We start from the raw sequence: 20,981 nt of genomic DNA, 5'->3' as shown, positions 1-20,981 counted from the left end.
TCCCGCGCGGGCACCGACGCAAAGTTCAGGGTGTGGCGAGATCGCCGACGCGCAACTGCACCCGCTCGCCGCCGCGCCAGGTATCGATGGCGAGGGTTCCGGCCACGTGGAATTCCTGTCCGATCCCGCCGAGGAGCGCCTGCCCCAACGGTCCCTGGGCGGAGCGGAAGGCGATGGCGCCGATGGCTTGGCCGTCCCGGCTCCTGAAACGCGCGCGGACGTGGCCGTTGCCGACGATTCCCGCATCGACCAGCCGGTGATACGGCAGGGCGAAGACCGGTTCCGGTGCTCCCGCGCCGAACGGCCCGGCGCGCTGGACGAGGCGAACGACCTCCGCCGTGGCGCCGCCCGCGTTCACGGTGCCGTCGACGAGCAGTGCCTCCACGGCCCTCGCCTCCGACACCGCCGCGGCGAGGGCGGCCGCCAGGAAGTCGCGCAGATGTGTGGGATCGTGGCTCGGGAGCGTGGCGCCGGCCGCCATGGCATGCCCGCCGCCCTTGACGAGGAGGCCGGCATCCACGGCCTCACGCACAGCATGGCCGAGATCCACCCCCGCGACCGATCGGCCCGACCCCGTGGCGGTCCCGTCCGGGCGCAGGGCGAAGGCGAGAGCCGGCCGACCGAAGCGCTCTTTCAGCCGCGCCGCCACGAGGCCGACCACTCCCGGATGCCAGGAGGCGGAGGCCGTCACCAGGATCGGCGTGTCGGGGGCCAGTGTCAGCGCGCGATCCATCTCGGCCTCGGCTTCCAGCACCGCCTGTGCCTCGATGCCCTGCCGCTCCCGGTTGAGGAGATCGAGTTCGGTGGCGATGCGGGTCGCCTCCGCAGGATCTCCACTGGTGAGAAGGGCTGCGCCCAGCCCCGCATGGCCGATGCGGCCGCCCGCATTGATGCGCGGACCGAGCAGATAGCCGAGATGCCAGGATTCCGGCGGCTCGCTCAGGGATGCCGCATCGAACAGGGCGGCGAGACCGATCCGGCCCCGGCCCCGCATCACCTTCAATCCCTGGACGACGAAGGCGCGGTTGAGGCCGGTCAGCGGCACCACGTCGGCGACCGTCGCCAGGGCCACCAGATCGAGGGCTTCGGCGAGATCCGGCAGATCCTCCCGCCCTCCCCGCCTCAGGCGGCGGTTGAGGGCCACGAGGGTAAGGAAGACGACACCCGCCGCGCAGAGATGGCCGAGGCCGGAGACGTCGTCGAGGCGGTTCGGGTTCACCAATGCCTCGACCGGAGGCAGCATCTCCGGCGCGCCGTGGTGGTCGAGGACGATCACGGCGAGTCCGAGTCCGCCAGCGGCCGCCAGGGGCTCGTGGCCGCTCGTGCCGCAATCGACGCAGACGAGAAGCGTCGCGCCGCCCTCCGCCAGTGCCGTGACCGCCGCCACGTTGGGACCGTAGCCTTCCGTGATCCGGTCCGGGATGTGAATGTCCACCGTCAGACCGAGCGCGCGCAGGTAGCCGGCCATCAACGCCGCGCTCGCGGCACCGTCGACATCGTAATCGCCGAACACGGCGACGCGCTCGCCGGCCTCGACGGCACGGGCGAGCCGTTCGGCCGCCGCCTCCATGTCCACGAGGCGGGACGGATCCGGCATCAGGTCGCGCAGGCGCGGTTCGAGATAGGCCGCCGCCTCGTCGGGCCGGATGCCGCGCGAGGCCAGGACGCGGGCGAGAAGGTCGGGCAGGCCATGGGCCTGCACCATCGTCGCGGCATAGGCCTGGGCGGCGGGGTCGCCGCAGCGGTCACGCCAGGGCCGCCCCATGACGGAACGGGTGACGCCGAGGAAGGCACGGGATGGGGCAAGGGCTGAGGCGGCTGACACGCCGTCAGTCTACTCGCCTGGGGCTATCCGGCGCTACTGCGCTGCTCGCTTCGAGGTGACGCGTGGGGCGATACCGGAACCAGCTGCTACCAAGACGCGAAAAGGGCCGGCGCATGGCGCCGACCCTCCGCAGTCGAGACTGACGGGGCGGAGTGCCGCCCCGCGCCGCTCAGAGGTTCTTGACGATCGAGTCCACGACCTTCTTGGCGTCGCCGAACAGCATCATCGTGTTGTCGCGGAAGAACACCTCGTTCTCGACACCGGCATAGCCGGAGCCCATGCCGCGCTTGATGAAGAGGACCGTCTTGGCCTTCTCCACGTCAAGGATCGGCATGCCGTAGATCGGCGAGGTCTTGTCGGTCTTGGCGGCCGGGTTGGTGACGTCGTTGGCGCCGATCACGAAGGCAACGTCCGCCTGCGGGAAGTCGCCGTTGATGTCCTCGAGCTCGTGCACCTCGTCGTAGGGTACGTTGGCCTCGGCGAGCAGCACGTTCATGTGCCCCGGCATGCGGCCGGCGACGGGATGGATGGCGTATTTCACGTCGACGCCTTCCTTCTTGAGCATATCCACCATCTCACGGAGCGAGTGCTGGGCCTGCGCCACCGCCATGCCGTAACCGGGCACGATGATGACGCGCTCGGCGTTCTTCAGGATGTAGGCGGCGTCGTCGGCCGATCCCTGCTTCACGGGGCGCGTCTCGACAGCGCCACCCGCACCGGCTGCGGCTGCATCGCCGCCGAAGCCACCGAGGATCACGGAGATGAACGAGCGGTTCATCGCCTTGCACATGATGTAGGACAGGATCGCGCCCGAGGAGCCGACGAGGGCGCCGGTCATGATGAGCGCGAGGTTGCCCAGTGTGAAGCCGATGCCGGCCGCCGCCCAACCCGAATAGGAGTTGAGCATCGACACGACGACGGGCATGTCCGCGCCGCCGATCGGGATGATCAGCAGCCCGCCGAGCACGAAGGACAGCACCACGATCAGCCAGAAGATGGCCTTGCTCTCGGTGCCGATGAACACGGCGATCAGACCGATGAGGGCGATGCCGAGAGCGATGTTGATCGCGTGCCGCTGCGGCAGCATGATCGGCTTGCCGGACATGCGTCCGTCGAGCTTGGCGAAGGCGATGACCGAGCCGGTGAAGGTGATGGCGCCGATGGCGACGCCGAGCGCCATCTCGAACAGCGATTCCTTATGGATATGGCCGTTCTCGAGGATGCCGACCGCCTGCGGGGCGTAGAGCGTACCCGCCGCACCCGCCACGGCGGCGAGGCCGACGAGGGAGTGGAAGGCGGCCACGAGCTGCGGCATGGCCGTCATCGGCACCCGCTTGGCGATGACCGCACCCGCGCCACCGCCGATGCCGAGGCCGAGGAGGACGATGATCCAGGCGCCGAACCCAGCCGGAGGATGGCCGACCAGAGTGGTGAGGACGGCGAGTCCCATGCCGATCATGCCGTACAGGTTGCCCTGCCGCGACGTGGTCGGATGCGAGAGCCCCCGCAGCGCCATGATGAACAGGACGCCGGAGACGATATAGAGGAGGGCGGAGACGTTCTGGGACATCGTCTCAGGCCTTCTTCTTGTACATGCCGAGCATGCGCTGGGTAACGAGGAAGCCGCCGAAGATGTTGACGCTGGCGAGGACGATGCCGACGAAGCCGAAGAAGCGCGCCCAGCCGGTGCCCTTCTCGATCAGCGGGACGCCGGCTGCGAGGAGTGCGCCGACGATGATGACGGACGAGATCGCGTTGGTGACGGACATCAAGGGGGTGTGGAGCGCCGGGGTCACCGACCACACCACGTAGTACCCGACGAAGATCGCGAGCACGAAGATCGCGAGCTGGAAGACGGTGGGGTCGACCGCGCCGTGGGTGGCGGCGGCGATTCCGTGGCTGATGCCCTGACCGAGGCTGTCGGCGAGGCTCTGCGCCTGATCGGCGGCGGTACGGGCGGTAGCGGCGGCGGCGCGCGCCTGTTCGGCGGCCTGTTCGGGAGGAAGGGTTGCCATCTGTCTCTCCGTCGCGATCAGGCTGCTGTGGACTGGAAGGACGGGTGGACCACCTGTCCGTCCCGCGTGAGGTTCGTCGCCTTCACCAGCTCGTCGTCCCACTTGACGGCGAGGGCCTTGGACTCCTTGTCGATCAGGGTCTCGACGAAGGCGAACAGGTTGCGGGCGTAGAGGCTCGACGCGGTTGCCGCGAGGCGGCCGGCGACATTGACGTGGCCGACGATCTTGACCCCGTTGTCGGTGGTGACGATCTCGCCGGCCTTGGCACCGGCGACGTTGCCGCCGCGCTCGACGGCGAGGTCGATGAGCACCGAGCCGGGCTTCATCGAGGCGACCATCGTCTCCGAGACGAGCTTCGGAGCGGGGCGGCCGGGGATGAGCGCCGTGGTGATGACGATGTCCTGCTTGGCGATATGCGTCGCCACCAGATCGGCCTGTTTCTTCTGGTATTCCGCCGACATTTCCTTGGCATAGCCGCCGGACGTCTCGGCCTGCTTGAACTCGTCGTCCTCTACTGCCACGAACTTGGCGCCGAGGGATTCGACCTGTTCCTTGGTGGCGGGCCGCACGTCGGTGGCGGTCACCACCGCGCCCATGCGGCGGGCGGTGGCGATGGCCTGGAGGCCGGCGACGCCGACGCCCATCACGAAGACGCGGGCGGCAGGCACGGTGCCGGCGGCCGTCATCATCATCGGCATGGCGCGGCCATACTCTGCGGCGGCGTCGATCACGGCGCGATAGCCGGCGAGGTTGGCCTGCGAGGAGAGCACGTCCATGACCTGAGCGCGGGTGATGCGAGGCATCAGCTCCATGGAGAAGGCGCTGATCCCCGCATCGGCCATGGCCTTCAGCGCGGTCTCGTTACCGTAGGGATCCATGATGGCGACGACGGTCGCGCCGGTCTTCAAGAGCTTCAGTTCGTCCTCGTTGGGACGGCGAACCTTGAGGACGAGGTCGGCATCCGTTGCGGCCTCCGCCGCCGTGGCGGCGATGGTGGCGCCCGCCGCCTCGTAATCCGCATCGGGAACACCGGCCTTCAGGCCGGCCCCGGACTGGATCGTCACGTCGGCCCCGAGGCCTTTGAATTTCTTGATCGTCTCGGGCACCGCCGCGACCCGCGGCTCGGCGGGGTCCGACTCTGTCAATACAGCGATGCGCATTCAGGAGATCCCCCTCGGCGATCGTTCTCGATCGCCGTAGCTTAGCAGGAATATAGAGCCCGGACCCCTGGTATACCAGCGGTCCGTGGCTACGTCACGCGAAGAAGAGGTACAGAAGTAGAAGAACGGCGACCGCAGCGGGAGCTTTCCAACCGACGACAGGCGACAGCGCGCCCACCGTGCCCGCCACGCCCGACAGCAGGACGCCGAAGATGGCCGTGAGCCAAGCCTCTCGAATGCCACCCACGGCCAACGCGAGCACCCAGCAGATCACCACGAAGGTGCCGATTTCCACGAACCGGACAAACCCACGGTAGGTCTGTTCATGGGTCTTTTCGTCCATCGCCGGGCTGTAACGTACGCCGGTCACGGTCTTCGCATCGGCCATCTTGTCGTCGTCCCCTTGGGTATCATCTTGATTGGTTCCAAGCGGATTTAGCGCATGCCTCTGTCACCCGCAATCGAGATACCGACTCGCGAAAATATGGAAAGCCGGTTTTATCCCGGAGAATGACAGTCGATCCCCGCTTGTCATGCGCAGGCAGTTAATCTTGGCGATTACTCGGGAGATGGAAGTCCCGCCGCTGCCAGAGCCGCGCCCTGCCGTTCGGTCAGGGTCTCGAGGGAGAAGCGCTCGATTTCGGCCTCGAACAGGCGGTGGTAGTTCAGCTCCGAGCGCAGGTGCAGGAACACCGCGCCGAGCCCCACGGCGGCGCGGTCCATGAAGACGAATTCCTGCGGCACGGTCACGGGTCCGCGCTGCTTGAGGGCCTGATGCACCTCGAAGGCCTGGCGCCGGCCGTACTCGCCGGGCTTGACGCCATCCGCCACCGTTCTCGTGCGATCCTCGAGGATCGGGCCGTAGATGAATCGGGCCCAGATGTTGAGGATCTCGATCAGCTCCTTGTTGAGGTTCTTGAATCCCCACACCTCGTAGGCGTGGACGATCCGGGCGTGGTCGTTCTCCAACAGGCCGCGATAGAGATCGACCACGCCGCCGACGAAGCGGGGGTGGAAGATGCGGACACAGCCGTAATCGAGCAGGTTGATCCCGCGCGCCTCGCCGTCCTCGGAGAAGACCGTGTAGTTGCCGAGATGCGGATCGCCGTGGATCACGGCCGCTCGACTGAACGGGTGCCACCAGGCCTTGAACATCGCCCGCGCCAGACGATTGCGGATCTCGAGGGGCTGATCGGAAAAGCTGAGGATCCTGTCGCCTTCGAGCCAGCCGAGGGTGAGGAGGCGCTTGGTGGAGAGGTCGGTGTGGATGGCGGGCACCCTCACCTCGGCGATGTCCTGAAGCACGGCCCCGTAGAGGGCGGCGTGCTTGGCCTCGCGCTCGTAGTCCAGCTCCTCGCGCACGCGGGCGCCGATCTCCTTGGCGATCTCGCGGGTGTCGAGCCAGGAGCTGAGGCGACGGTGCAGGGCGAAGGCGATTTCGAGCTGCTTCAGGTCGGCCTCCACGGCCGATTGCATGTCGGGATATTGGAGCTTGCAGGCGAAGGGCGTCCCGTCGAGGCCGGTGGCCCGGTGAACCTGGCCGAGGGATGCGGCGGCGGCGGGCTTGAGGTCGAAGGAGGCGAACCGCTTCTGCCAGTCGGGGCCGAGTTCGGCCATCATCCGGCGCTTGACGAAGGCCGCACCCATCGGCGGTGCGTCGGCCTGGAGTTTCTGAAGCTCGGTGGCGTATTCCGGCGGCAGCAGATCCGGCACGGTGGCGAGGAGCTGCGCCACCTTCATGATCGGGCCCTTCAGCCCCCCGAGCGCCTGGGCCAGAGCTGCCGCGTTGGTGGGGGTCTCTCCCTTTCCGAACAGCTTGGCGCCGGCCATTCGCGCGGCGACACCCCCGACATTGGCGCCGACACGGGCATAGCGGCTGGCGCGCGCCGAGAAGCGGTTGGCTTCGTTGTCGTGATCGGCCATCGGGTCCATTCTGCGCGACGAAGGGGTGTCACCACGAGATAGGCTCCTCCCCCGAGGGTGCCAGGGCCATGAGCCCATGGGTCGCGGAACTGAGGTCGCGGAAGAGGTTACGCCGCCGGCCAGTTGTCGCGGATCCAGCGCGTGAGGCCATCCTCGTCGATCTCGCTCGCGGCGAGGCCGAGGATCATCCGGGTCGCCTCGGCCTGATCCGGTAGAAAAGCAATGTTGTTGAGACGTAGGAACAGCGTCATCGCCACGAAGGCGATCCGCTTGTTGCCGTCGATGAATGCATCATTCCGCGCAAGACCGAAGGCATACGCCGCCGCCAGTGAAGCGAGGTCGCCGTCCTCATATCGCCAGCGGTTCACAGACCTTCCCAGAGCCGACTCGAGGGCATTCTCGTCTCGAAGTCCAGGTGGGCCCCCAAACCGGACGAGTTGGCGTTCATGGGCAACCTTGATCTCTTCGGCCGTCAGCCAACGGGGCTCGGTCATTGCGCGAGCGCCCGCAAAGTATCCTTGTATTCTTCCATGATGTCGTCGACGAGCGCCATCGCCTTGTCGAAATCAGGATCGTAGGGGGTCAGGCGCACTCCGCCGTCGGGCATTTCGGTGACGTGAAGCCACTGACCCTGTTGCAGATTCAGTTTGGTGATGAGTTCCCGCGGCAGGATGAGCCCGGTGGAATTGCCGATCTTCTTGACTTCGAGCTTCATGACGGTCGGGCCTTTCGTTGTACGTTGTGTACAACGAAAGGCCGCCGGCGCAAAGGAGCGTTACCCCTCCATCGCCTCCAGTTCGACGATCATCCCCTCGATCATGTTGAGGCCGATCTGCCAGAAGGCAGGGTCGCTGGCATTGAGGCCGAAGGGAGCGAGGAGCTCGCCGTAGGGCTTGGCCCCGCCGGCCGAGAGCAGGGCGAAGTAGCGGTCCACGAAACCCTCTTCGGCATTGGCATAGACGCCGTAGAGCGAGTTCACGAGGCAGTCGCCGAACGCATAGGCGTAGACGTAGAACGGCGAGTGGATGAAGTGCGGGATATAGGCCCAGAACGGCTCGTAGCCGGCATCCAGCGAGATCGCCGGGCCGAAGCTCTCCGCCTGCACCGACATCCAGAGCCCGTTGATCTGCTCGGCGGTGAGCTCGCCCTCGGCCCGAGCGAGGTGGACCTTCCGCTCGAACAGGTAGAACGCGATCTGGCGCACCACCGTGTTGATCATGTCCTCGACCTTGGCGGCCAGCATCGCCCGTCGCTGAACCGTATCGGTGGTGGCGGCGAGCAGGCGCCGGAACGTGAGCATCTCGCCGAACACGCTCGCGGTCTCGGCCAGCGTCAGGGGCGTCGGCGCCATCAGCGCACCGTTATGTGAGGCGAGGACCTGATGCACCCCGTGGCCGAGTTCGTGCGCCAGGGTCATGACGTCCCGCGGCTTGCCCTGGTAGTTCACCAGCACATAGGGATGTGCAGAGGGCACGGTGGGATGGGCGAAGGCGCCCGGCGCCTTGCCCGGCCGCGTCGGCGCATCGATCCAGCGGCGGTCGAAGAAGGTCTTGGCGATGTCGGCCATGCGCGGCGAGAACGCGCCGTAGGCGTCGAGCACCATGTCGCGCGCCTCCGCCCAGGGAATGGTGCGCTGCTCGACCCGCGGCAGCGGGGCGTTGCGGTCCCAATAGGGCAGGACGTCCACCCCGAACCACTTGGCCTTCAGCTTGTAGTAGCGGTGCGACAGGCGCGGATAGGCGGCCTGGACGGCGTCCACCAGGGCCGCCACCACCTCGGGCTCGACCCGGTTGGAGAGGTGCCGGTCGTCGGCGACGTCCTTGAAGCCGCGCCAGCGGTCGGAAATCTCCTTGTCCTTGGCCAGGGTGTTGGTGATGAGGGCGAAGGTCCGCAGATTGGTGCGGAATACGTCGCCCAGGGCTCCGGCCGCTTCCTTGCGGACCGCCCCGTCCGGGTCCTGCAGCTTGTTGAGCGTCGGTTCGAGGGTGAGCATCTCGCCCTGCAGCGGGAAGCGCAGGGACGCGATCGTCCCGTCGAACAGCCGGTTCCAGGCGGAGCGCCCGGTGACCGACTTTTCGAGGAACAGCTTCTCGGTGCGGTCGTCGAGCTGATACGGCTTCTCGCGGCGCAGATCCTCGATCCAGGGGCGGTAATGCGCCAGGGGACCATCCGCCATGGCGGCGTCCATCACGCCGTCATCGACCCGGTTGATCTCCAGGGCGAAGAATAGCAGGTGACCGGAGGCCGTGGTCAGCCGTTCCTGGGTGTCGCCGTAGAACTTCTGGCGCCGCTCGTCCGTGGTGTCGCCGGAGTAGACCAGGCCGGCGAAGGACATCAGACGGCCGAGCCGATCCTCGATCGCCTCATAGGCCGCCACCGCCTCGGCGAGGCGAGCGGACGCGTCGGGTCCGCCGGCGATCTCGGCGATGACGCCGCCGTAGCGCTCCGAGAAGGCGCTGCATTCCTCTTCCGCCCGGATCAGGTCGGCGCGGAAGTCCGGCGAATCGATCCCGGAATAGAGGTCGCTCAGATCCCATTCGGGAAGCGAGCCGAGGTCGAGGGCGAGAGCGGCCGCCCGCGCGACGTTCGTTCCTTCCGATCGTTGCCCGGCCGGCATCCGGGCGGCGCTTGAGAGGCTGGCATGGACGACGGCACGACTCGACATGATGTCTTTGATCCTGAAGCGGCGTTTCCCCGCCGTTTCCGCTGATATCGAGCGGTGAGGCTCCGTGATCAACCGATTCGGCCCATTCGGCCGCAACGAATCTCCGGCATGTCCCTCGTTCGCCCCGCCTCGGCCGGGGAGTGGACCATCAGGGAAGAAAGTGGGATCGTCGTTAAGAGCAGCTTTACGCTCTTCGCTCACCCTACGGATCGAAACGAAACACCGGTGGCCGACTCGCAGGGCGATATCCCTGGGACGATCGCCTTTCTCAGCACACGGTCGAGGCTCCCCGCATGTCGACAACGATCCTCATCGTCGACGACGATCCCGTCCAGCGCCGGCTCGCCGAAGCGATGGTGCGTCGCCTCGGTTTTGAGGTGAAGGTCGCCGAGAGTGGCGAGGATGGGTTGTCCCTGCTGCGTTCGGGCGAACCGATCGACGTCGTGCTCCTCGATCTGGTGATGCCCGGCGGCCTCGACGGTCTCGGGGTCATGGCCCAGATGCGCCAGTCGGGTCTCGACATCCCCGTCATCGTCCAGACGTCCAACGGCTCCATCGATGCGGTGGTCAACGCCATGCGGGCCGGCGCCACCGATTTCGTGGTGAAGCCCGCCGGTGCCGAACGGCTCCAGGTCTCGATCAAGAACGCCCTCAAGGTCGATCAGCTCGAGGAGGAGGTCCGGCGCATGCGGCGGCGCGCCTCCGGCTCGCTCACCTTCAAGGACCTGTCCTCGCGTAGCCCCGACATGGAGCGCGTGATCCGGCTGGCCGAGCGTTCGGCCAAGTCCAACATCCCGGTGTTGATCGAGGGTGAATCCGGTGTCGGCAAGGAGGTGCTGGCGCGCGCGATCCAGGGGTCGGGCGACCGGCGCGGCAAGGCCTTCGTCACGGTCAATTGCGGCGCGATTCCCGACAACCTCGTCGAATCGACCCTGTTCGGGCACGAGAAGGGCGCCTTCACCGGCGCCACCGAGCGCCATGTGGGCAAGTTCGTCGAGGCGTCGGGCGGTACGCTGTTCCTCGACGAGATCGGCGAACTCCCCCTCGATGCCCAGGTGAAGCTCCTGCGCGCCCTGCAGGAGGGGGAAGTCGATCCGGTGGGCGCCAAGCGCAGTGTCCGAATCGACATCCGCCTCATCTCGGCCACGAACCGCTCGCTCCTCGACCTCGTGAAGCAGGGCCGCTTCCGCGAGGACCTGTACTACCGCCTGAACGTCTTCCCGATGACCCTGCCCCCCCTCCGGGCGCGCCGCGAGGATATCCCGGATCTGGTGCGCTCGTTCTGTGCGCGCTTCGCCGCCGAGGAGGGCAAGCGTGTCCGCGCGATCACGCCGGAGGCGATGTCGCTGCTCAGCCGCTACGGCTGGCCCGGCAATGTCCGACAGCTGGAAAACGCCCTGTTCCGCGCGGTGGTGCTCGCCGATAGCGACGAGCTCACCGTGGCCGAGTTCCCGCAGATCGCCGCCCAGGTCGAAGGGTTCGACGTGCGCATTCCGGCCGCCCCGGTCCAGCCCATGGTCCATGCCGGGACTCCGGAGCCGGTGCGCGAGATCGTCCGCGTGGAGGTCCGCGACCCCCACGCCATGACCCTCGTCACCGAGGAGTCCGGCGAGATGAAACCGATGGACGAGTTGGAGGCGGAGATCATCCGCTTCGCCCTGCAATATTACCGGGGCCGCATGTCCGAAGTGTCGAGGCGCCTCGGCATCGGCCGCTCGACGCTCTACCGCAAGCTGAAGGATCTCGGTCTCGACGGCGACGAGAAGGGCGACGAAGCCGCTGCCTGAGACACGGGGGCGATCCCTTCGCATCCTTTGAATTGGGATGTGCGTCACGGCACTGCGTTTCCGGCCTCCGGCGCACGCCAGGCTTCCACTGTTGCCCGCGCGCCGTTGCAAGCGGTGGCGCAAGCAGCGATTGTTTTGAGCTCAAACACGGCCGTTGCGGCCGGTTCCGGGAGTTTCATCATGGGCGCTTCGCGCTCCGCCTCCGTCGCACTGGCTGCCCTGATGGCGGGTTGTGTCGGCTACGCGGTAAAGGCCGAACCCCGGCTCGATCCGGCTCCATCCGTGGTGCAGAGCGCTGCCGCGCCATCGGTCTCGTCCGAGCAGGGGCAAGGCGACAGGGTGGCGACCGGGGCGATCTCCGCGCCGGTATCGCCCTCCCCCGACCCGGCCAAACCCGCCGCAGCGGGAGAGGCCGCCCAAACGCCAGCGAGCCCACCCGAGACGGGCAAGGCGGAGACCACGAACGCCGAGGCCGGCTCCGAACCCGCTGGCGCCGTGGCCGCCGCTCCGGTGCCGACCGACCCGATGGGGGCGGCCCTCGCCGCCCGCCTCGCCGATCCGGCCCCTCTCCTCGCACGGCTGAGCACCAAGGACCGGGAGGCGATGCAGGCCTTCTACGGGCTCGGTGCCTTCAAGCCGGTCTGGGTGGTCGATGGCGCCTTCACTCCCGCCGCCAAGGCCGCCGCGTCCCGCCTTTCCCTCGCAGCCGAGGACGGCCTCAACGTCCAGGCCTATCCGGTGCCGGTCATCGGCACGCAGGGACTGACCGAGGCCCAGACCGCCGAGATCGAGCTGAAACTCTCGGCCGCCATCGTGCTCTACGCCAAGGACGCACGCGGGGCGCGCATCAACCTGTCCGCCATATCCCGCCTGATCACGCCCACCCTCGACATCCCCGGCGCAGACGCCGTCCTGACGCGCGTCGCCAGCGCCGGGCCGCAAGCCGGTACCGTGCTGCAGGGCTACAACCCGGCGCAGGCCGGCTACCTCGCTCTGAAGGCGCGGCTCGCCAGCCTGCGCAATCTCCATAGCGCGCCCATGGCGGCATCGCCCGTCGCAATTCCCGCCGGGCCGGTGCTCAAGGTCGGCATGAACGATCCCCGCGTCCCCGCGCTACGCCGCCATTTCGGCCTGCCGACCCGGACCGCCGGCACCCTCGACGCCGCCTCCGGCGAGCCGGATACGTTCGATGCGAACGTGTCCGCTGCCGTGGCGAAGTTCCAGCGCGGCCGCGGCCTGCCGATCACCGGCACGCTCACGCCGCAGACCGTCGCCGCCCTGGGCCGGGCCGAGTCATCCTCGCGCGTCGGCGACGAGGAGGCGACCGTCCTCGTCAACATGGAGCGCTGGCGCTGGCTGCCGAGCGACCTCGGTCGTGACTACGTCCTGGTCAACATCCCCGAATTCCGCCTGCGGGTGGTCCGCAACGGCACGCAGCGCGACGAGACCCGGGTCATCGTCGGCAAGGCCGAGACGCCGACGCCGGTCTTCTCCGGGATGATGGAATACGCCGTCGTCAACCCGTCCTGGAACGTGCCGCCCTCGATCCTCAAGAACGAGTTCCTGCCTGCCCTGGCCCGCGACCCGAACTACGCTGCCCGTCGCGGCTACGAGGTTGTCTATCGCAACGGCAACATCTCGGTGCGCCAGCCGCCGGGCGAGCGGAATGCGCTCGGGTTCATCAAGTTCCTCTTCCCCAACAACCATGCCGTCTACCTGCACGACACACCCAACCGTTCGCTGTTCTCCGCCTCCCAGCGGGCGATGAGCCATGGCTGCGTGCGCGTGGACGATCCCTTCCGTTTCGCCGACTCGGTGCTTCCCGAAGCGTGGTCGAGCGAGCGGTTGAAGAAGCTCATCGGCAAGGGCGAGCGCACCATCCGCCTGCCCGAGAAGCTGCCGGTGCATCTCGCCTATTTCACCCTCGATGCGGACGAGCGCGGATCCCTGCGCACGTTTTCGGATCTCTACGGTCACGATGCGCGCATGAAGATCGCCCTCGGTCTCGCTCCGGGCAACCTGCTCGTCGCCAAGGCGCCGGTGAAAGCGCCGGCCAAGGTCGCGGCGCGGCCTTCGACGTCGGCGCCGGGCGCGGCCGGGGCTTCGCCGGAGGTTCGCCGCGCCGCATCGCACCCCGCCCCGTCCGGCGCCAATCCCGCGCGGGCGGTCAGGGCACCGGCGGCCAGATCCGCCGAAGCGGCCCCTGTCGATCCGTGGGGACCGGTACCGGCCCCTGCCCCTGTCTCCCGCGGCTGGTGGTAACGCGCCGCCGGTGTCGTTGCGCGAATGTCACGCGGCGAGGAATGTGCGCCGCCGCTCTTGTCGATGCTGAATCAGGGCGGCGGGCCGGCACGATTTCGCCACGGTTCAAACCTAGCCGTTGTGTCGACCGGCGAATGGCTGAGGATCCGAGAACCTTTCGTTTACGGTTTTCGGTAACCTTGCGTTCACCATGATCCACGCGCCAACGCGTGGTCTGGCAGAGGTGAGGACGATCGTGGGCATTCCGCTGCGTGAAGAGGCCCAGCCGGCCGACCGATCCACCCAGCCGATCTCTCGCCTTCGGGGCTATCTCCGCGACGCCTTCTCCCATCGCCGCCTGCGCCGTTCGATCGTCGCGGCGTCGGGCATCGCCCTGGCGCTCGGCGCGGGCACGCGAGGGACGCAGGATGCGGTCGCCAACGGCGATACCCGCACTCTCTCGATCTACCATACCCATACGAAAGAGAGCGCCACGATCACGTTCAAGCGTGACGGGCGCTACGACCGGGCGGCGTTGGAGCAGCTCAACTGGATGCTGCGCGACTGGCGCTTGGACGAGCCCACCAAGATGGATCCCCGCCTGTTCGACACGGTGTGGGAGGCCTATCGGTCTGTGGGCTCGCAGGAGCCGATCACCGTGGTCTCGGCTTATCGGTCGCCGGGTACCAACGCCATGCTGCGCCGCCGGTCGCGTGCGGTGGCCGAGTTCAGCCAGCACATGCTCGGCAAGGCGATGGATTTCTACCTGCCGGATGTCTCCATCGACCAGCTCCGCGCGGTCGGCATGCGGATGCAGCGCGGCGGTGTCGGCTGGTATCCCCATGCCGGCTCGCCCTTCGTCCATCTCGACGTCGGCTCCGTCCGCTCATGGCCGCGCATGAGCCACGACCAGCTGGCGCGCCTGTTTCCCGACGGCAAGACCGTGCATCTGCCCGCCGACAACCGTCCCCTGCCCGGCTACGAACTCGCCCGCGCGGAGGTGCTCGCCCGGGGCGGCACCGTGCTCGGTGTGACCCAGGTCGCGACGGTGGAGGAGGATGACGGCCCGAGCATCAAGGGCTTCTTCGCCAGCCTCTTCGGTGGCGGCTCCAAGACCCCCGCGCCGCCGCCCGAAGCTCCGGCCCGCGCCCGGGCAAAGCCCACCGTTCTGGTGGCCAGTGCCGATCCGGACGACCAGTCGGGCACCCGCGAGGCGCTTGCCTATGCCGCGCCGGCCGCCTCCGATGCCCTCAAGGGCGCTCTCCTGCGCCGTGACGGACGCGATGCCCAGAGCCTCCTGACCCAGGACGTCTCCGAGATTCGGGACGTCTCCAAGCCGGCGATCCCCGCCGAGGCGGAAGCGAGTTTGATCGACGTGCCGCTGCCGCCGCGCCGGCCATCGGAATTCGCCGCCGTCTCCGCCGCACTCACCATGCCCCTGCCGCCGCCGCGTCCCGCCATTCAGGTGGCGAGCCTCGCGCCCACCGGGATGGCCGCGCCGCCGCCCGTCACCGCGGCGCCCACCCGTTTCGCCCGGCCCGTCGCCGCCGATGCCGATGCACGCACGCAGCTGCGCGCCCTGTTCGAGGTGGCCGCCGCGGAGACCGCGCCGGCCAGCCGCGCCTCTCCCGTTCACGTCGCCCCGGCCCGCGCCCGCGCCGATGCCGCGCCGGCCGGCTTCGTCGCCCAGGCGGAGAGCGGCGTACGCAGCCGTTTCTCCGGACGTAGCCCAGGCGACGACCTCACCGCCGCGCGCTTCACCGGCTCGTCCACCCGTGCGGTGGCTGCCGGGCGCTGATCCTCGCTAACCTGATGGCCTCCGACTTGGGTCGGGGCCGACGCCCGTGCGGCGGCGATGGGGTGCGCAGAGGGCGGAACAGGCTTGACGCGTTGCCCGCCACGGGACACGAAGTCTGCGGCAATGGATTCTGCCGGGCGTGAAGAGTGCCTCACACAACTCCCGATCACGGTCGGTTCTCCCTCGGAGTGCGACGGCGCAGCGGGAGTTCGGTGAGAGACACTCAGCCGAACCGCCATAAGGGCTGATGATTCCTACCCTTTTGCCATGCAGCAAGACGGTGGAACCATGCCTGTCTCCTTCAAGAACCGGATCGCCGATCTGAAGCGCGCCACGATGGTCCGCGTGGCCTGGGCGATCGCGTTCGCCCGCTGGGCGGTGATCCTCGTGCCGATGGCGGTCGTGGTGGGCTCCCTCTGCGCGGCCTTTCTCTGGTGCCTGGACGTCGCCACGAGCGCCCGGTTCACGCATCCCTGGCTGCTGTTCCTGCTGCCTGTGGGGGGCTTTGCCATCGGCCTGCTCTACCACCGCGTCGGGCGCGGCGTGGAGGGCGGCAACAACCTCGTGGTCGATCAGATCCACGAGCCCGGTGGCGGCGTTCCCCTGCGCATGGCGCCGCTGATCGTCCTCGGGACCGTCGTGACCCATCTCTTCGGCGGGTCCGCCGGCCGGGAAGGCACGGCGGTGCAACTCGGCGCCAGCCTCGCCAGCGCCATCGGGCGCCTGGCCAGGCTCGATCCGGCGGGCACGCGCATCGTGCTGATGGCGGGCGTGGCGGCAGGGTTCGGGGCGGTGTTCGGCACCCCCATCGCCGGGGCCGTCTTCGCCCTCGAAGTCCTGGCCATCGGCCGGGTGGAATATGCCGCTCTGATCCCCTGCCTGCTCGCGGCCGTCATCGGCGACTGGGCCTGCCAGGCCTGGGGCATCCACCATTCGCTGTTCCGCATCGCCTATCTGGCGGATGCGACCGGCCCCATCGCCCTGGATCCGATTCTACTGGCGAAAGTCGCCGTCGCGGGTGTCGCCTTCGGGCTCGTGGCCCTCGTCTTCGCCGAGGCCAACCACATCCTCGGCGGGTGGTTGAAGCGCCTGATTCCCTACGCGCCCCTGCGCCCGGTCCTCGGCGGCCTGGCGGTGATCGGCCTCGTCTACGCGGTCGGCACCCGTGACTATCTCGGCCTCGGCGTCACCGTGGCCAATGCGGGAGGCTTGAGCATCGCGAGCTTCTTCGGCCCGGAGGTCCATCCCTGGTCCTGGGCCTGGAAGATCCTTTTCACCGTCGTCACCCTGGCTTCGGGCTTCAAGGGCGGCGAGGTGACGCCGCTGTTCTTCATCGGCGCCGCCCTCGGCAATGCCCTTGGCGGAGTGATGGGGGCGCCCCTCGACCTGATGGCGGCGCTGGGCTTCGTGGCGGTTTTCGCGGGCGCCGCCAACACGCCGCTCGCCTGCACGCTGATGGGGATCGAGCTGTTCGGGGCCACGCACGGCGTCGCCATGGCGGTCGCGTGCTTTGCCGCCTATGCCTGTTCGGGCCATCACGGCATCTACCTGTCGCAGCGCATCGCCGTCTCGAAGGGCGGCGCCGTCGAGCCCGGCTCCACCCTGCGCGAGGCGCGCACCCGGCGTTGAAGCGGCGGGAGGCGGCCACGCACCTCCCGCCCGATCGTCACTTCTTGTCGTGGCTGTGGCCGTGGGCGTGGCCATCCTTGTCGGAATGTAGCGGCTTCCCGTCACGTCCGACCTCCTTGGATTCCTGAACGCGCGGGTCGTCGCGATGGGCCGGGCCGCCCGACACGGTCCCGGTGTTCGGGACCGAGACGGAGGGGTTGCTGGCATTGCCGTGCCCGTCGATGGCCAAGGCCGGAACCGCGAGGCCGAAGAGGATGCCGGTGGCGGCGAGGCTGCGTGCGAAGCGTGTCATGGTCGGTGTCTCCGTGGTTGCGCGGCTGCTCCGCCGCGTCGATCCAGGAGATGGAAAAGCCGTTTGACGCCCGCACGCCGCCTTCGTGACGAAGTGTGTCATACCGGACCTCAATGAGCCTGACTCATCGAGGTCTGCCCGCGCGACGGCGCGGCGGCGGTCGTCCGCCGGACCTCACTGACCCTGACCTATGGGGCAGGGTCAGTGAGACTTGGTATCAGGTGAGCCCTGGACCTACACGCGCGGCAGGATCAGCTCGGCCCGCAACCCGCCCTTGGCCCGATTGGTCAGGGTGAGACTGCCGCCCTCGGCCTGGATCGCGCGCCGGGCGATGGTGAGGCCCAGACCGGTACCGCCGGTATGGCGATTGCGCGAGGCCTCCAGGCGCGTGAACGGCGCGAACGCGCTCTCCACCTCCTCTGGCGCAATACCGGGGCCGTCATCCTCGATCCTCAGGACGACCGCGTCCTCGCCGACTTCCAGGATCATGGCGGCTCGTTCGCCATAGCGCACGGCATTGTCGACGAGGTTCTCCAGGCCCCGCCGCAGGGCGACGGGTCGAACCTCCGACAGTGCCCTGCCGGGCCCGTCATACGTCACGGGCCGGCCGGCATCGGCGGCGGCATTTGCGACGCTCATCACGAGACTCGCCACGTTGGTGATCCGGCGTGGCTCCGGGTCCGTATCGCCGCGCAGATAAGCCAGCGTCGAGTCGATCATGGCCTGCATCTCGTCGAGGTCGCCGGACATGGCCTGTCCCTCCTTGGTGTCCGCCAAGCGCTCGATGCGCAGGCGCAGCCGGGCGATGGGCGTGCGCAGATCGTGGGAGACGGCCGCGAGTGACTGAGTCCGCTCGGAGACCAGTCCGTGAATACGGTGCTGCATGGCATTGAGCGCGCGGGCGATTCCCCGCGTTTCGTCCGGGCCGGCCTCGGGCACGGCGACCACGGGGCCGTTGCCGATCGCTTCCGTGGCGCGGGTGAGGCTGCGCAAGGGCTTGGCGATCCGATGCACCAGCAGCACGGCGGCGAAGCCGACGAGGATCGCCACCGCCGTCGAGACGAAAGCCCAGGCCCCCAGGCGGGCGAGGTTCGGAGCATGGGCGGAACGGAAGGTCAGCGTGCCGCCATCGGGCAGCGAGAGCGCCCCGCTCAGATCCTGCGCGTGCAGCGCATCCTCCCCTTCCCCCATGGCGAGGACGAGCCCGGGGCCGAGGCTCGGCTGGAGGGCGAGGATGCGGGACCTGAGCGACCAGAGGATGGGATCGTCACGCTCCCGCGGGCGGATCGGAGGGGCCTTCGACCACCCGATCTCGAAATGTGGCGAGGACAGTGCCCTCGCCTCCGTGTCGCGCTCCATCACCGGCCGCCGGATCAGGCCTTCCCGCGCCAGAGCCAGCTGAGTGGCGAGCTGCTGCGCGAAGGCCTCGTCGGCGGCCGCGACCGCCGATTGGCGATAGAGCAGCAATGCCCCGGCATGGACGACCACGATGGCCACGAGCAGTACGGCCATGGTGCGCGCTTCGAGGCTTCGTGCGAGGGCGAGCAGCCGCCTCACCTCCGTTCGACCGTCGCGCTGAAGATGTATCCTGAGCCACGGACCGTCTTGATGATCGCGGTGTGGCCGTCCGGCGGCTCCAGCTTTCGCCGAAGTCGGCTCACCAGGGTGTCGACGCTGCGGTCCGAGGGTGAGCCGAGGCGGGCGCGGGACAGTTCCAGGATCCGCTCGCGGCCGAGGACGCGGTTCGGATGGTCGAGGAACACCAGGAGCAGGTCGTATTCCGCCCCGGACAGGTCGACGCCCGCGCCCTCGGGGTCGCGGAGCGAGCGGCTGCGCAGGTCGAGACGCCAGCCGTCGAAGGCTACGCTCTCGCTGCGGGACGCATCCGGCGCGGTCGCGGCGATGGCGGAGCGCCGGAGAACCGCGCGGATCCGGGCGAGCAGTTCCGGCCGTCCGAACGGCTTGGCCACATAATCGTCCGCCCCGAATTCGAGGCCGAGCACGCGATCCGCCTCCTCGTTGCGGGCGCTGACCATGATGACCGGAACCGTGCTCTTCGCGCGCAGGCTCCGCAGGAGATCGATGCCGGAGGCGCCGGGCAGCATCACGTCGAGGAGGACGAGATCGATGCCGCCCTCCGGCAGGAGCCGCCACATCTCCCCGCCGTTGCGGCAACCGGTGACGCGGTAGCCGTTTTCCCGCAGCAGGCGGGTGACGAGCATCCGCATGCCGTCGTCATCCTCCACGAGGAGGATGTGTGCCGTGCCGGCAAGCGAGGGCGTGTCGAGGAGCTGAGGCATCGTCGCTATCGCCCTGCCCGATGCGCGAAAGGATGGGCCGGCACGCCGCGATGTCGGCCTACACCATGCCGAGGGCCTGCATGTAGAGCTCTAGGATCGCCTCTTCCTCCTGGCGCTCGGCATGGTCCTTCTTGCGCAGGGAGATGATCTTGCGCAGGGCCTTCACGTCGAAGCCGGTGCCCTTGGCCTCGGCATAGACGTCCTTGATGTCGCCGGCGAGGCCGGCCTTCTCCTCCTCCAGGCGTTCGATGCGCTCGATGAAGCTCTTGAGCTGGTCGGCGGCAACCGAGGAGGCATCGACGGCGGGTGCGGCGGAAGCGGCCATGAGCGTCTCAATTCCTGATCTGACGCGCATCGGGTGGGATGCGCCGGAGGAGGCTGGTTAAGCGATCACGCTTACCGGAAGCTTAGTGCGGCTCGGCTTGGGCCTTCGAGAAGGCCGCCTGCTGCTCGGACGTGGCCTCGGCCTGGTTCAGCCGCTTCCATTCCTCATAGGGCATTCCGTAGACGCGCTCGCGGGTCTCGTCCTTGGTGAGGCCGAGGCCGCGCTCGTCGGCGGCGTCCTTCATCCAGTTCGACAGACAGTTCCGGCAGAAGCCGGCCATGTTCATGAGGTCGATGTTCTGGACGTCGCTGCGCGTCTGCAGATGCGCCACGAGGCGGCGGAACACCGCGGCTTCCAATTCCGTCCGGGTGGCGGTGTCGATCTCGGTCATGGCTGTTTCCTCATCCTCGGGCTCGCGGCCAGTCACCGCTTTCGCGCGAGGATATACCATCGCTCCCGCGCGGTCCCGTTTTCGGGCGCATGGCTTTCGGGGGCATGGCGATCCCGGCGCTCCTGCGCGCGCATGACCTCCCGCGGAAATGCGGGTTCATGCGGGAGGCGCCGGACACTTCGCTTGGGATCGCGAATAACGCGGCCCCCTAAGTAGTCACCTCGTTCCCGAGCGGCCAACGGCCTGTCCAGCGCCAGGACTAATGTCCGTAGCTCTTCGGGTGGGTTCATATTCCGCTGAGCCTGCAGCGTCCCTTGGGGATCTTGCCGTCCGGGTCTCGGCTCCGGTGGTCGATCGGGATGAGGAGTTACGGGAACTGTCAGAACGGTTGCGAAACCGGAGGGGCCGACCGTCGCTCCGTGCGGAAGGCCATTCAAAATTGGTGCGGGGCGCGGTTGATCCTGCATGGGTGTCAACGGGCCGGCGCGGCGGAACTGTCGCTGGCACCGCGGCGTCAGCCACGACAGCCTATAAGAGCGCCTAACAGAACCGTTTGATCTGGTTGAGGGTGATGAGGCTGGCCGCGAGGCTCGTGAAGGCCTCGTAGATGTCGCTGCGTCGCTCGTAGCG

Annotated in this window: 18 protein-coding genes, 1 pseudogene and 1 riboswitch; of the genes and pseudogenes, 4 read left to right on the top strand and 15 right to left on the bottom strand. The window is 68.2% G+C overall.

Going from position 1 to position 20,981, the window contains the following annotated elements:
- Positions 1-25 precede the first annotated feature (25 nt).
- From recJ to ASF08_RS11385, 9 genes are all read right to left on the bottom strand, one after another.
- A complete protein-coding gene (gene recJ, locus ASF08_RS11425; RefSeq protein ID WP_244474512.1) occupies positions 26-1,765 on the bottom strand; it encodes a single-stranded-DNA-specific exonuclease RecJ in 1,740 nt (579 codons plus the stop codon).
- Positions 1,766-1,994: 229 nt separating this feature from the next.
- Positions 1,995-3,395, bottom strand: coding sequence for an NAD(P)(+) transhydrogenase (Re/Si-specific) subunit beta (locus tag ASF08_RS11420; RefSeq protein ID WP_056145168.1), 1,401 nt, complete (start codon positions 3,393-3,395; stop codon positions 1,995-1,997).
- Positions 3,396-3,399: 4 nt separating this feature from the next.
- Complete coding sequence (locus tag ASF08_RS11415; RefSeq protein ID WP_056145165.1) at positions 3,400-3,840, bottom strand: proton-translocating transhydrogenase family protein; 441 nt, start codon at positions 3,838-3,840, stop codon at positions 3,400-3,402.
- Positions 3,841-3,857: 17 nt separating this feature from the next.
- Positions 3,858-5,000 (bottom strand): Re/Si-specific NAD(P)(+) transhydrogenase subunit alpha, encoded by a 1,143-nt coding sequence (locus tag ASF08_RS11410; RefSeq protein WP_056145162.1) that lies wholly within the window; start codon positions 4,998-5,000, stop codon positions 3,858-3,860.
- Between the two features lie 94 nt (positions 5,001-5,094).
- Positions 5,095-5,388: an aa3-type cytochrome c oxidase subunit IV gene (locus ASF08_RS11405; RefSeq protein WP_018044344.1), complete on the bottom strand. Its 294-nt coding sequence runs from the start codon at positions 5,386-5,388 to the stop codon at positions 5,095-5,097.
- Between the two features lie 170 nt (positions 5,389-5,558).
- Positions 5,559-6,923, bottom strand: coding sequence for an ABC1 kinase family protein (locus tag ASF08_RS11400; RefSeq protein WP_056145227.1), 1,365 nt, complete (start codon positions 6,921-6,923; stop codon positions 5,559-5,561).
- Positions 6,924-7,030: 107 nt separating this feature from the next.
- Entirely contained in the window at positions 7,031-7,417 is a 387-nt protein-coding gene (locus ASF08_RS11395; protein WP_056145157.1) for a type II toxin-antitoxin system death-on-curing family toxin, read from the bottom strand.
- The gene (locus ASF08_RS11390; RefSeq protein ID WP_056145156.1) at positions 7,414-7,638 is read right to left on the bottom strand and encodes an AbrB/MazE/SpoVT family DNA-binding domain-containing protein; all 225 of its coding nucleotides are present in this window, start codon (positions 7,636-7,638) and stop codon (positions 7,414-7,416) included. The genes ASF08_RS11395 and ASF08_RS11390 overlap by 4 nt, the downstream gene beginning before the upstream one ends.
- A gap of 60 nt (positions 7,639-7,698) precedes the next feature.
- Complete coding sequence (locus ASF08_RS11385) at positions 7,699-9,540, bottom strand: M3 family oligoendopeptidase (protein WP_056145223.1); 1,842 nt, start codon at positions 9,538-9,540, stop codon at positions 7,699-7,701.
- A gap of 341 nt (positions 9,541-9,881) precedes the next feature.
- Here ASF08_RS11385 and ASF08_RS11380 point away from each other — a divergent pair, with 341 nt between their 5' ends.
- The 4 genes from ASF08_RS11380 (at position 9,882) to ASF08_RS11365 (ending at position 17,043) form a co-directional block, all read left to right on the top strand.
- Positions 9,882-11,375: a sigma-54-dependent transcriptional regulator gene (locus ASF08_RS11380; protein WP_056145153.1), complete on the top strand. Its 1,494-nt coding sequence runs from the start codon at positions 9,882-9,884 to the stop codon at positions 11,373-11,375.
- Between the two features lie 180 nt (positions 11,376-11,555).
- Entirely contained in the window at positions 11,556-13,637 is a 2,082-nt protein-coding gene (locus ASF08_RS11375) for a L,D-transpeptidase family protein (protein ID WP_056145150.1), read from the top strand.
- A gap of 223 nt (positions 13,638-13,860) precedes the next feature.
- On the top strand, positions 13,861-15,414 hold the full coding sequence (locus ASF08_RS11370) for a DUF882 domain-containing protein (protein WP_082473163.1): 1,554 nt from the start codon (positions 13,861-13,863) through the stop codon (positions 15,412-15,414).
- A 110-nt stretch (positions 15,415-15,524) separates the two neighbouring features.
- A riboswitch (Fluoride riboswitch) is annotated at positions 15,525-15,678 on the top strand.
- A 24-nt stretch (positions 15,679-15,702) separates the two neighbouring features.
- Positions 15,703-17,043: a voltage-gated chloride channel family protein gene (locus ASF08_RS11365; RefSeq protein WP_192215907.1), complete on the top strand. Its 1,341-nt coding sequence runs from the start codon at positions 15,703-15,705 to the stop codon at positions 17,041-17,043.
- 37 nt (positions 17,044-17,080) lie between these two features.
- Here the strand turns inward: ASF08_RS11365 and ASF08_RS11360 are convergent, their stop codons facing one another.
- The 6 genes and pseudogenes from ASF08_RS11360 to ASF08_RS24730 all read right to left on the bottom strand — a co-directional run.
- The gene (locus ASF08_RS11360; RefSeq protein ID WP_018044353.1) at positions 17,081-17,335 is read right to left on the bottom strand and encodes a hypothetical protein; all 255 of its coding nucleotides are present in this window, start codon (positions 17,333-17,335) and stop codon (positions 17,081-17,083) included.
- Between the two features lie 234 nt (positions 17,336-17,569).
- Positions 17,570-18,847, bottom strand: a complete 1,278-nt coding sequence (locus ASF08_RS11355; protein WP_244474511.1) for an ATP-binding protein — start codon at positions 18,845-18,847, stop codon at positions 17,570-17,572.
- Between the two features lie 41 nt (positions 18,848-18,888).
- Positions 18,889-19,635, bottom strand: coding sequence for a response regulator transcription factor (locus ASF08_RS11350; RefSeq protein ID WP_056145144.1), 747 nt, complete (start codon positions 19,633-19,635; stop codon positions 18,889-18,891).
- Between the two features lie 58 nt (positions 19,636-19,693).
- Positions 19,694-19,960, bottom strand: coding sequence for a DUF2312 domain-containing protein (locus ASF08_RS11345; protein WP_018044356.1), 267 nt, complete (start codon positions 19,958-19,960; stop codon positions 19,694-19,696).
- Between the two features lie 82 nt (positions 19,961-20,042).
- Entirely contained in the window at positions 20,043-20,351 is a 309-nt protein-coding gene (locus tag ASF08_RS11340; protein ID WP_056145141.1) for a DUF1244 domain-containing protein, read from the bottom strand.
- 540 nt (positions 20,352-20,891) lie between these two features.
- A pseudogene (locus ASF08_RS24730) lies at positions 20,892-20,981 on the bottom strand (IS5/IS1182 family transposase); the annotation flags it as partial.

The organism is Methylobacterium sp. Leaf85, assembly GCF_001422125.1.
GTDB lineage: Bacteria > Pseudomonadota > Alphaproteobacteria > Rhizobiales > Beijerinckiaceae > Methylobacterium > Methylobacterium bullatum.
The sequence above is the reverse complement of the archived record's forward strand: the minus strand, read 5'-3'. Positions and strand labels throughout refer to the sequence as shown.

What these genes read in the sequence shown, in the direction of transcription:
- recJ (WP_244474512.1), bottom strand. Translation starts at nt 1,765, where the DNA reads ATGGGGCGGCCCTGGCGTGACCGCTGCGGCGACCCCGCCGCCCAGGCC.
- ASF08_RS11420 (WP_056145168.1), bottom strand. Translation starts at nt 3,395, where the DNA reads ATGTCCCAGAACGTCTCCGCCCTCCTCTATATCGTCTCCGGCGTCCTG.
- ASF08_RS11415 (WP_056145165.1), bottom strand. Translation starts at nt 3,840, where the DNA reads ATGGCAACCCTTCCTCCCGAACAGGCCGCCGAACAGGCGCGCGCCGCC.
- ASF08_RS11410 (WP_056145162.1), bottom strand. Translation starts at nt 5,000, where the DNA reads ATGCGCATCGCTGTATTGACAGAGTCGGACCCCGCCGAGCCGCGGGTC.
- ASF08_RS11405 (WP_018044344.1), bottom strand. Translation starts at nt 5,388, where the DNA reads ATGGCCGATGCGAAGACCGTGACCGGCGTACGTTACAGCCCGGCGATG.
- ASF08_RS11400 (WP_056145227.1), bottom strand. Translation starts at nt 6,923, where the DNA reads ATGGCCGATCACGACAACGAAGCCAACCGCTTCTCGGCGCGCGCCAGC.
- ASF08_RS11395 (WP_056145157.1), bottom strand. Translation starts at nt 7,417, where the DNA reads ATGACCGAGCCCCGTTGGCTGACGGCCGAAGAGATCAAGGTTGCCCAT.
- ASF08_RS11390 (WP_056145156.1), bottom strand. Translation starts at nt 7,638, where the DNA reads ATGAAGCTCGAAGTCAAGAAGATCGGCAATTCCACCGGGCTCATCCTG.
- ASF08_RS11385 (WP_056145223.1), bottom strand. Translation starts at nt 9,540, where the DNA reads ATGCCGGCCGGGCAACGATCGGAAGGAACGAACGTCGCGCGGGCGGCC.
- ASF08_RS11380 (WP_056145153.1), top strand. Translation starts at nt 9,882, where the DNA reads ATGTCGACAACGATCCTCATCGTCGACGACGATCCCGTCCAGCGCCGG.
- ASF08_RS11375 (WP_056145150.1), top strand. Translation starts at nt 11,556, where the DNA reads ATGGGCGCTTCGCGCTCCGCCTCCGTCGCACTGGCTGCCCTGATGGCG.
- ASF08_RS11365 (WP_192215907.1), top strand. Translation starts at nt 15,703, where the DNA reads ATGCCTGTCTCCTTCAAGAACCGGATCGCCGATCTGAAGCGCGCCACG.
- ASF08_RS11360 (WP_018044353.1), bottom strand. Translation starts at nt 17,335, where the DNA reads ATGACACGCTTCGCACGCAGCCTCGCCGCCACCGGCATCCTCTTCGGC.
- ASF08_RS11355 (WP_244474511.1), bottom strand. Translation starts at nt 18,847, where the DNA reads ATGGCCGTACTGCTCGTGGCCATCGTGGTCGTCCATGCCGGGGCATTG.
- ASF08_RS11350 (WP_056145144.1), bottom strand. Translation starts at nt 19,635, where the DNA reads ATGCCTCAGCTCCTCGACACGCCCTCGCTTGCCGGCACGGCACACATC.
- ASF08_RS11345 (WP_018044356.1), bottom strand. Translation starts at nt 19,960, where the DNA reads ATGGCCGCTTCCGCCGCACCCGCCGTCGATGCCTCCTCGGTTGCCGCC.
- ASF08_RS11340 (WP_056145141.1), bottom strand. Translation starts at nt 20,351, where the DNA reads ATGACCGAGATCGACACCGCCACCCGGACGGAATTGGAAGCCGCGGTG.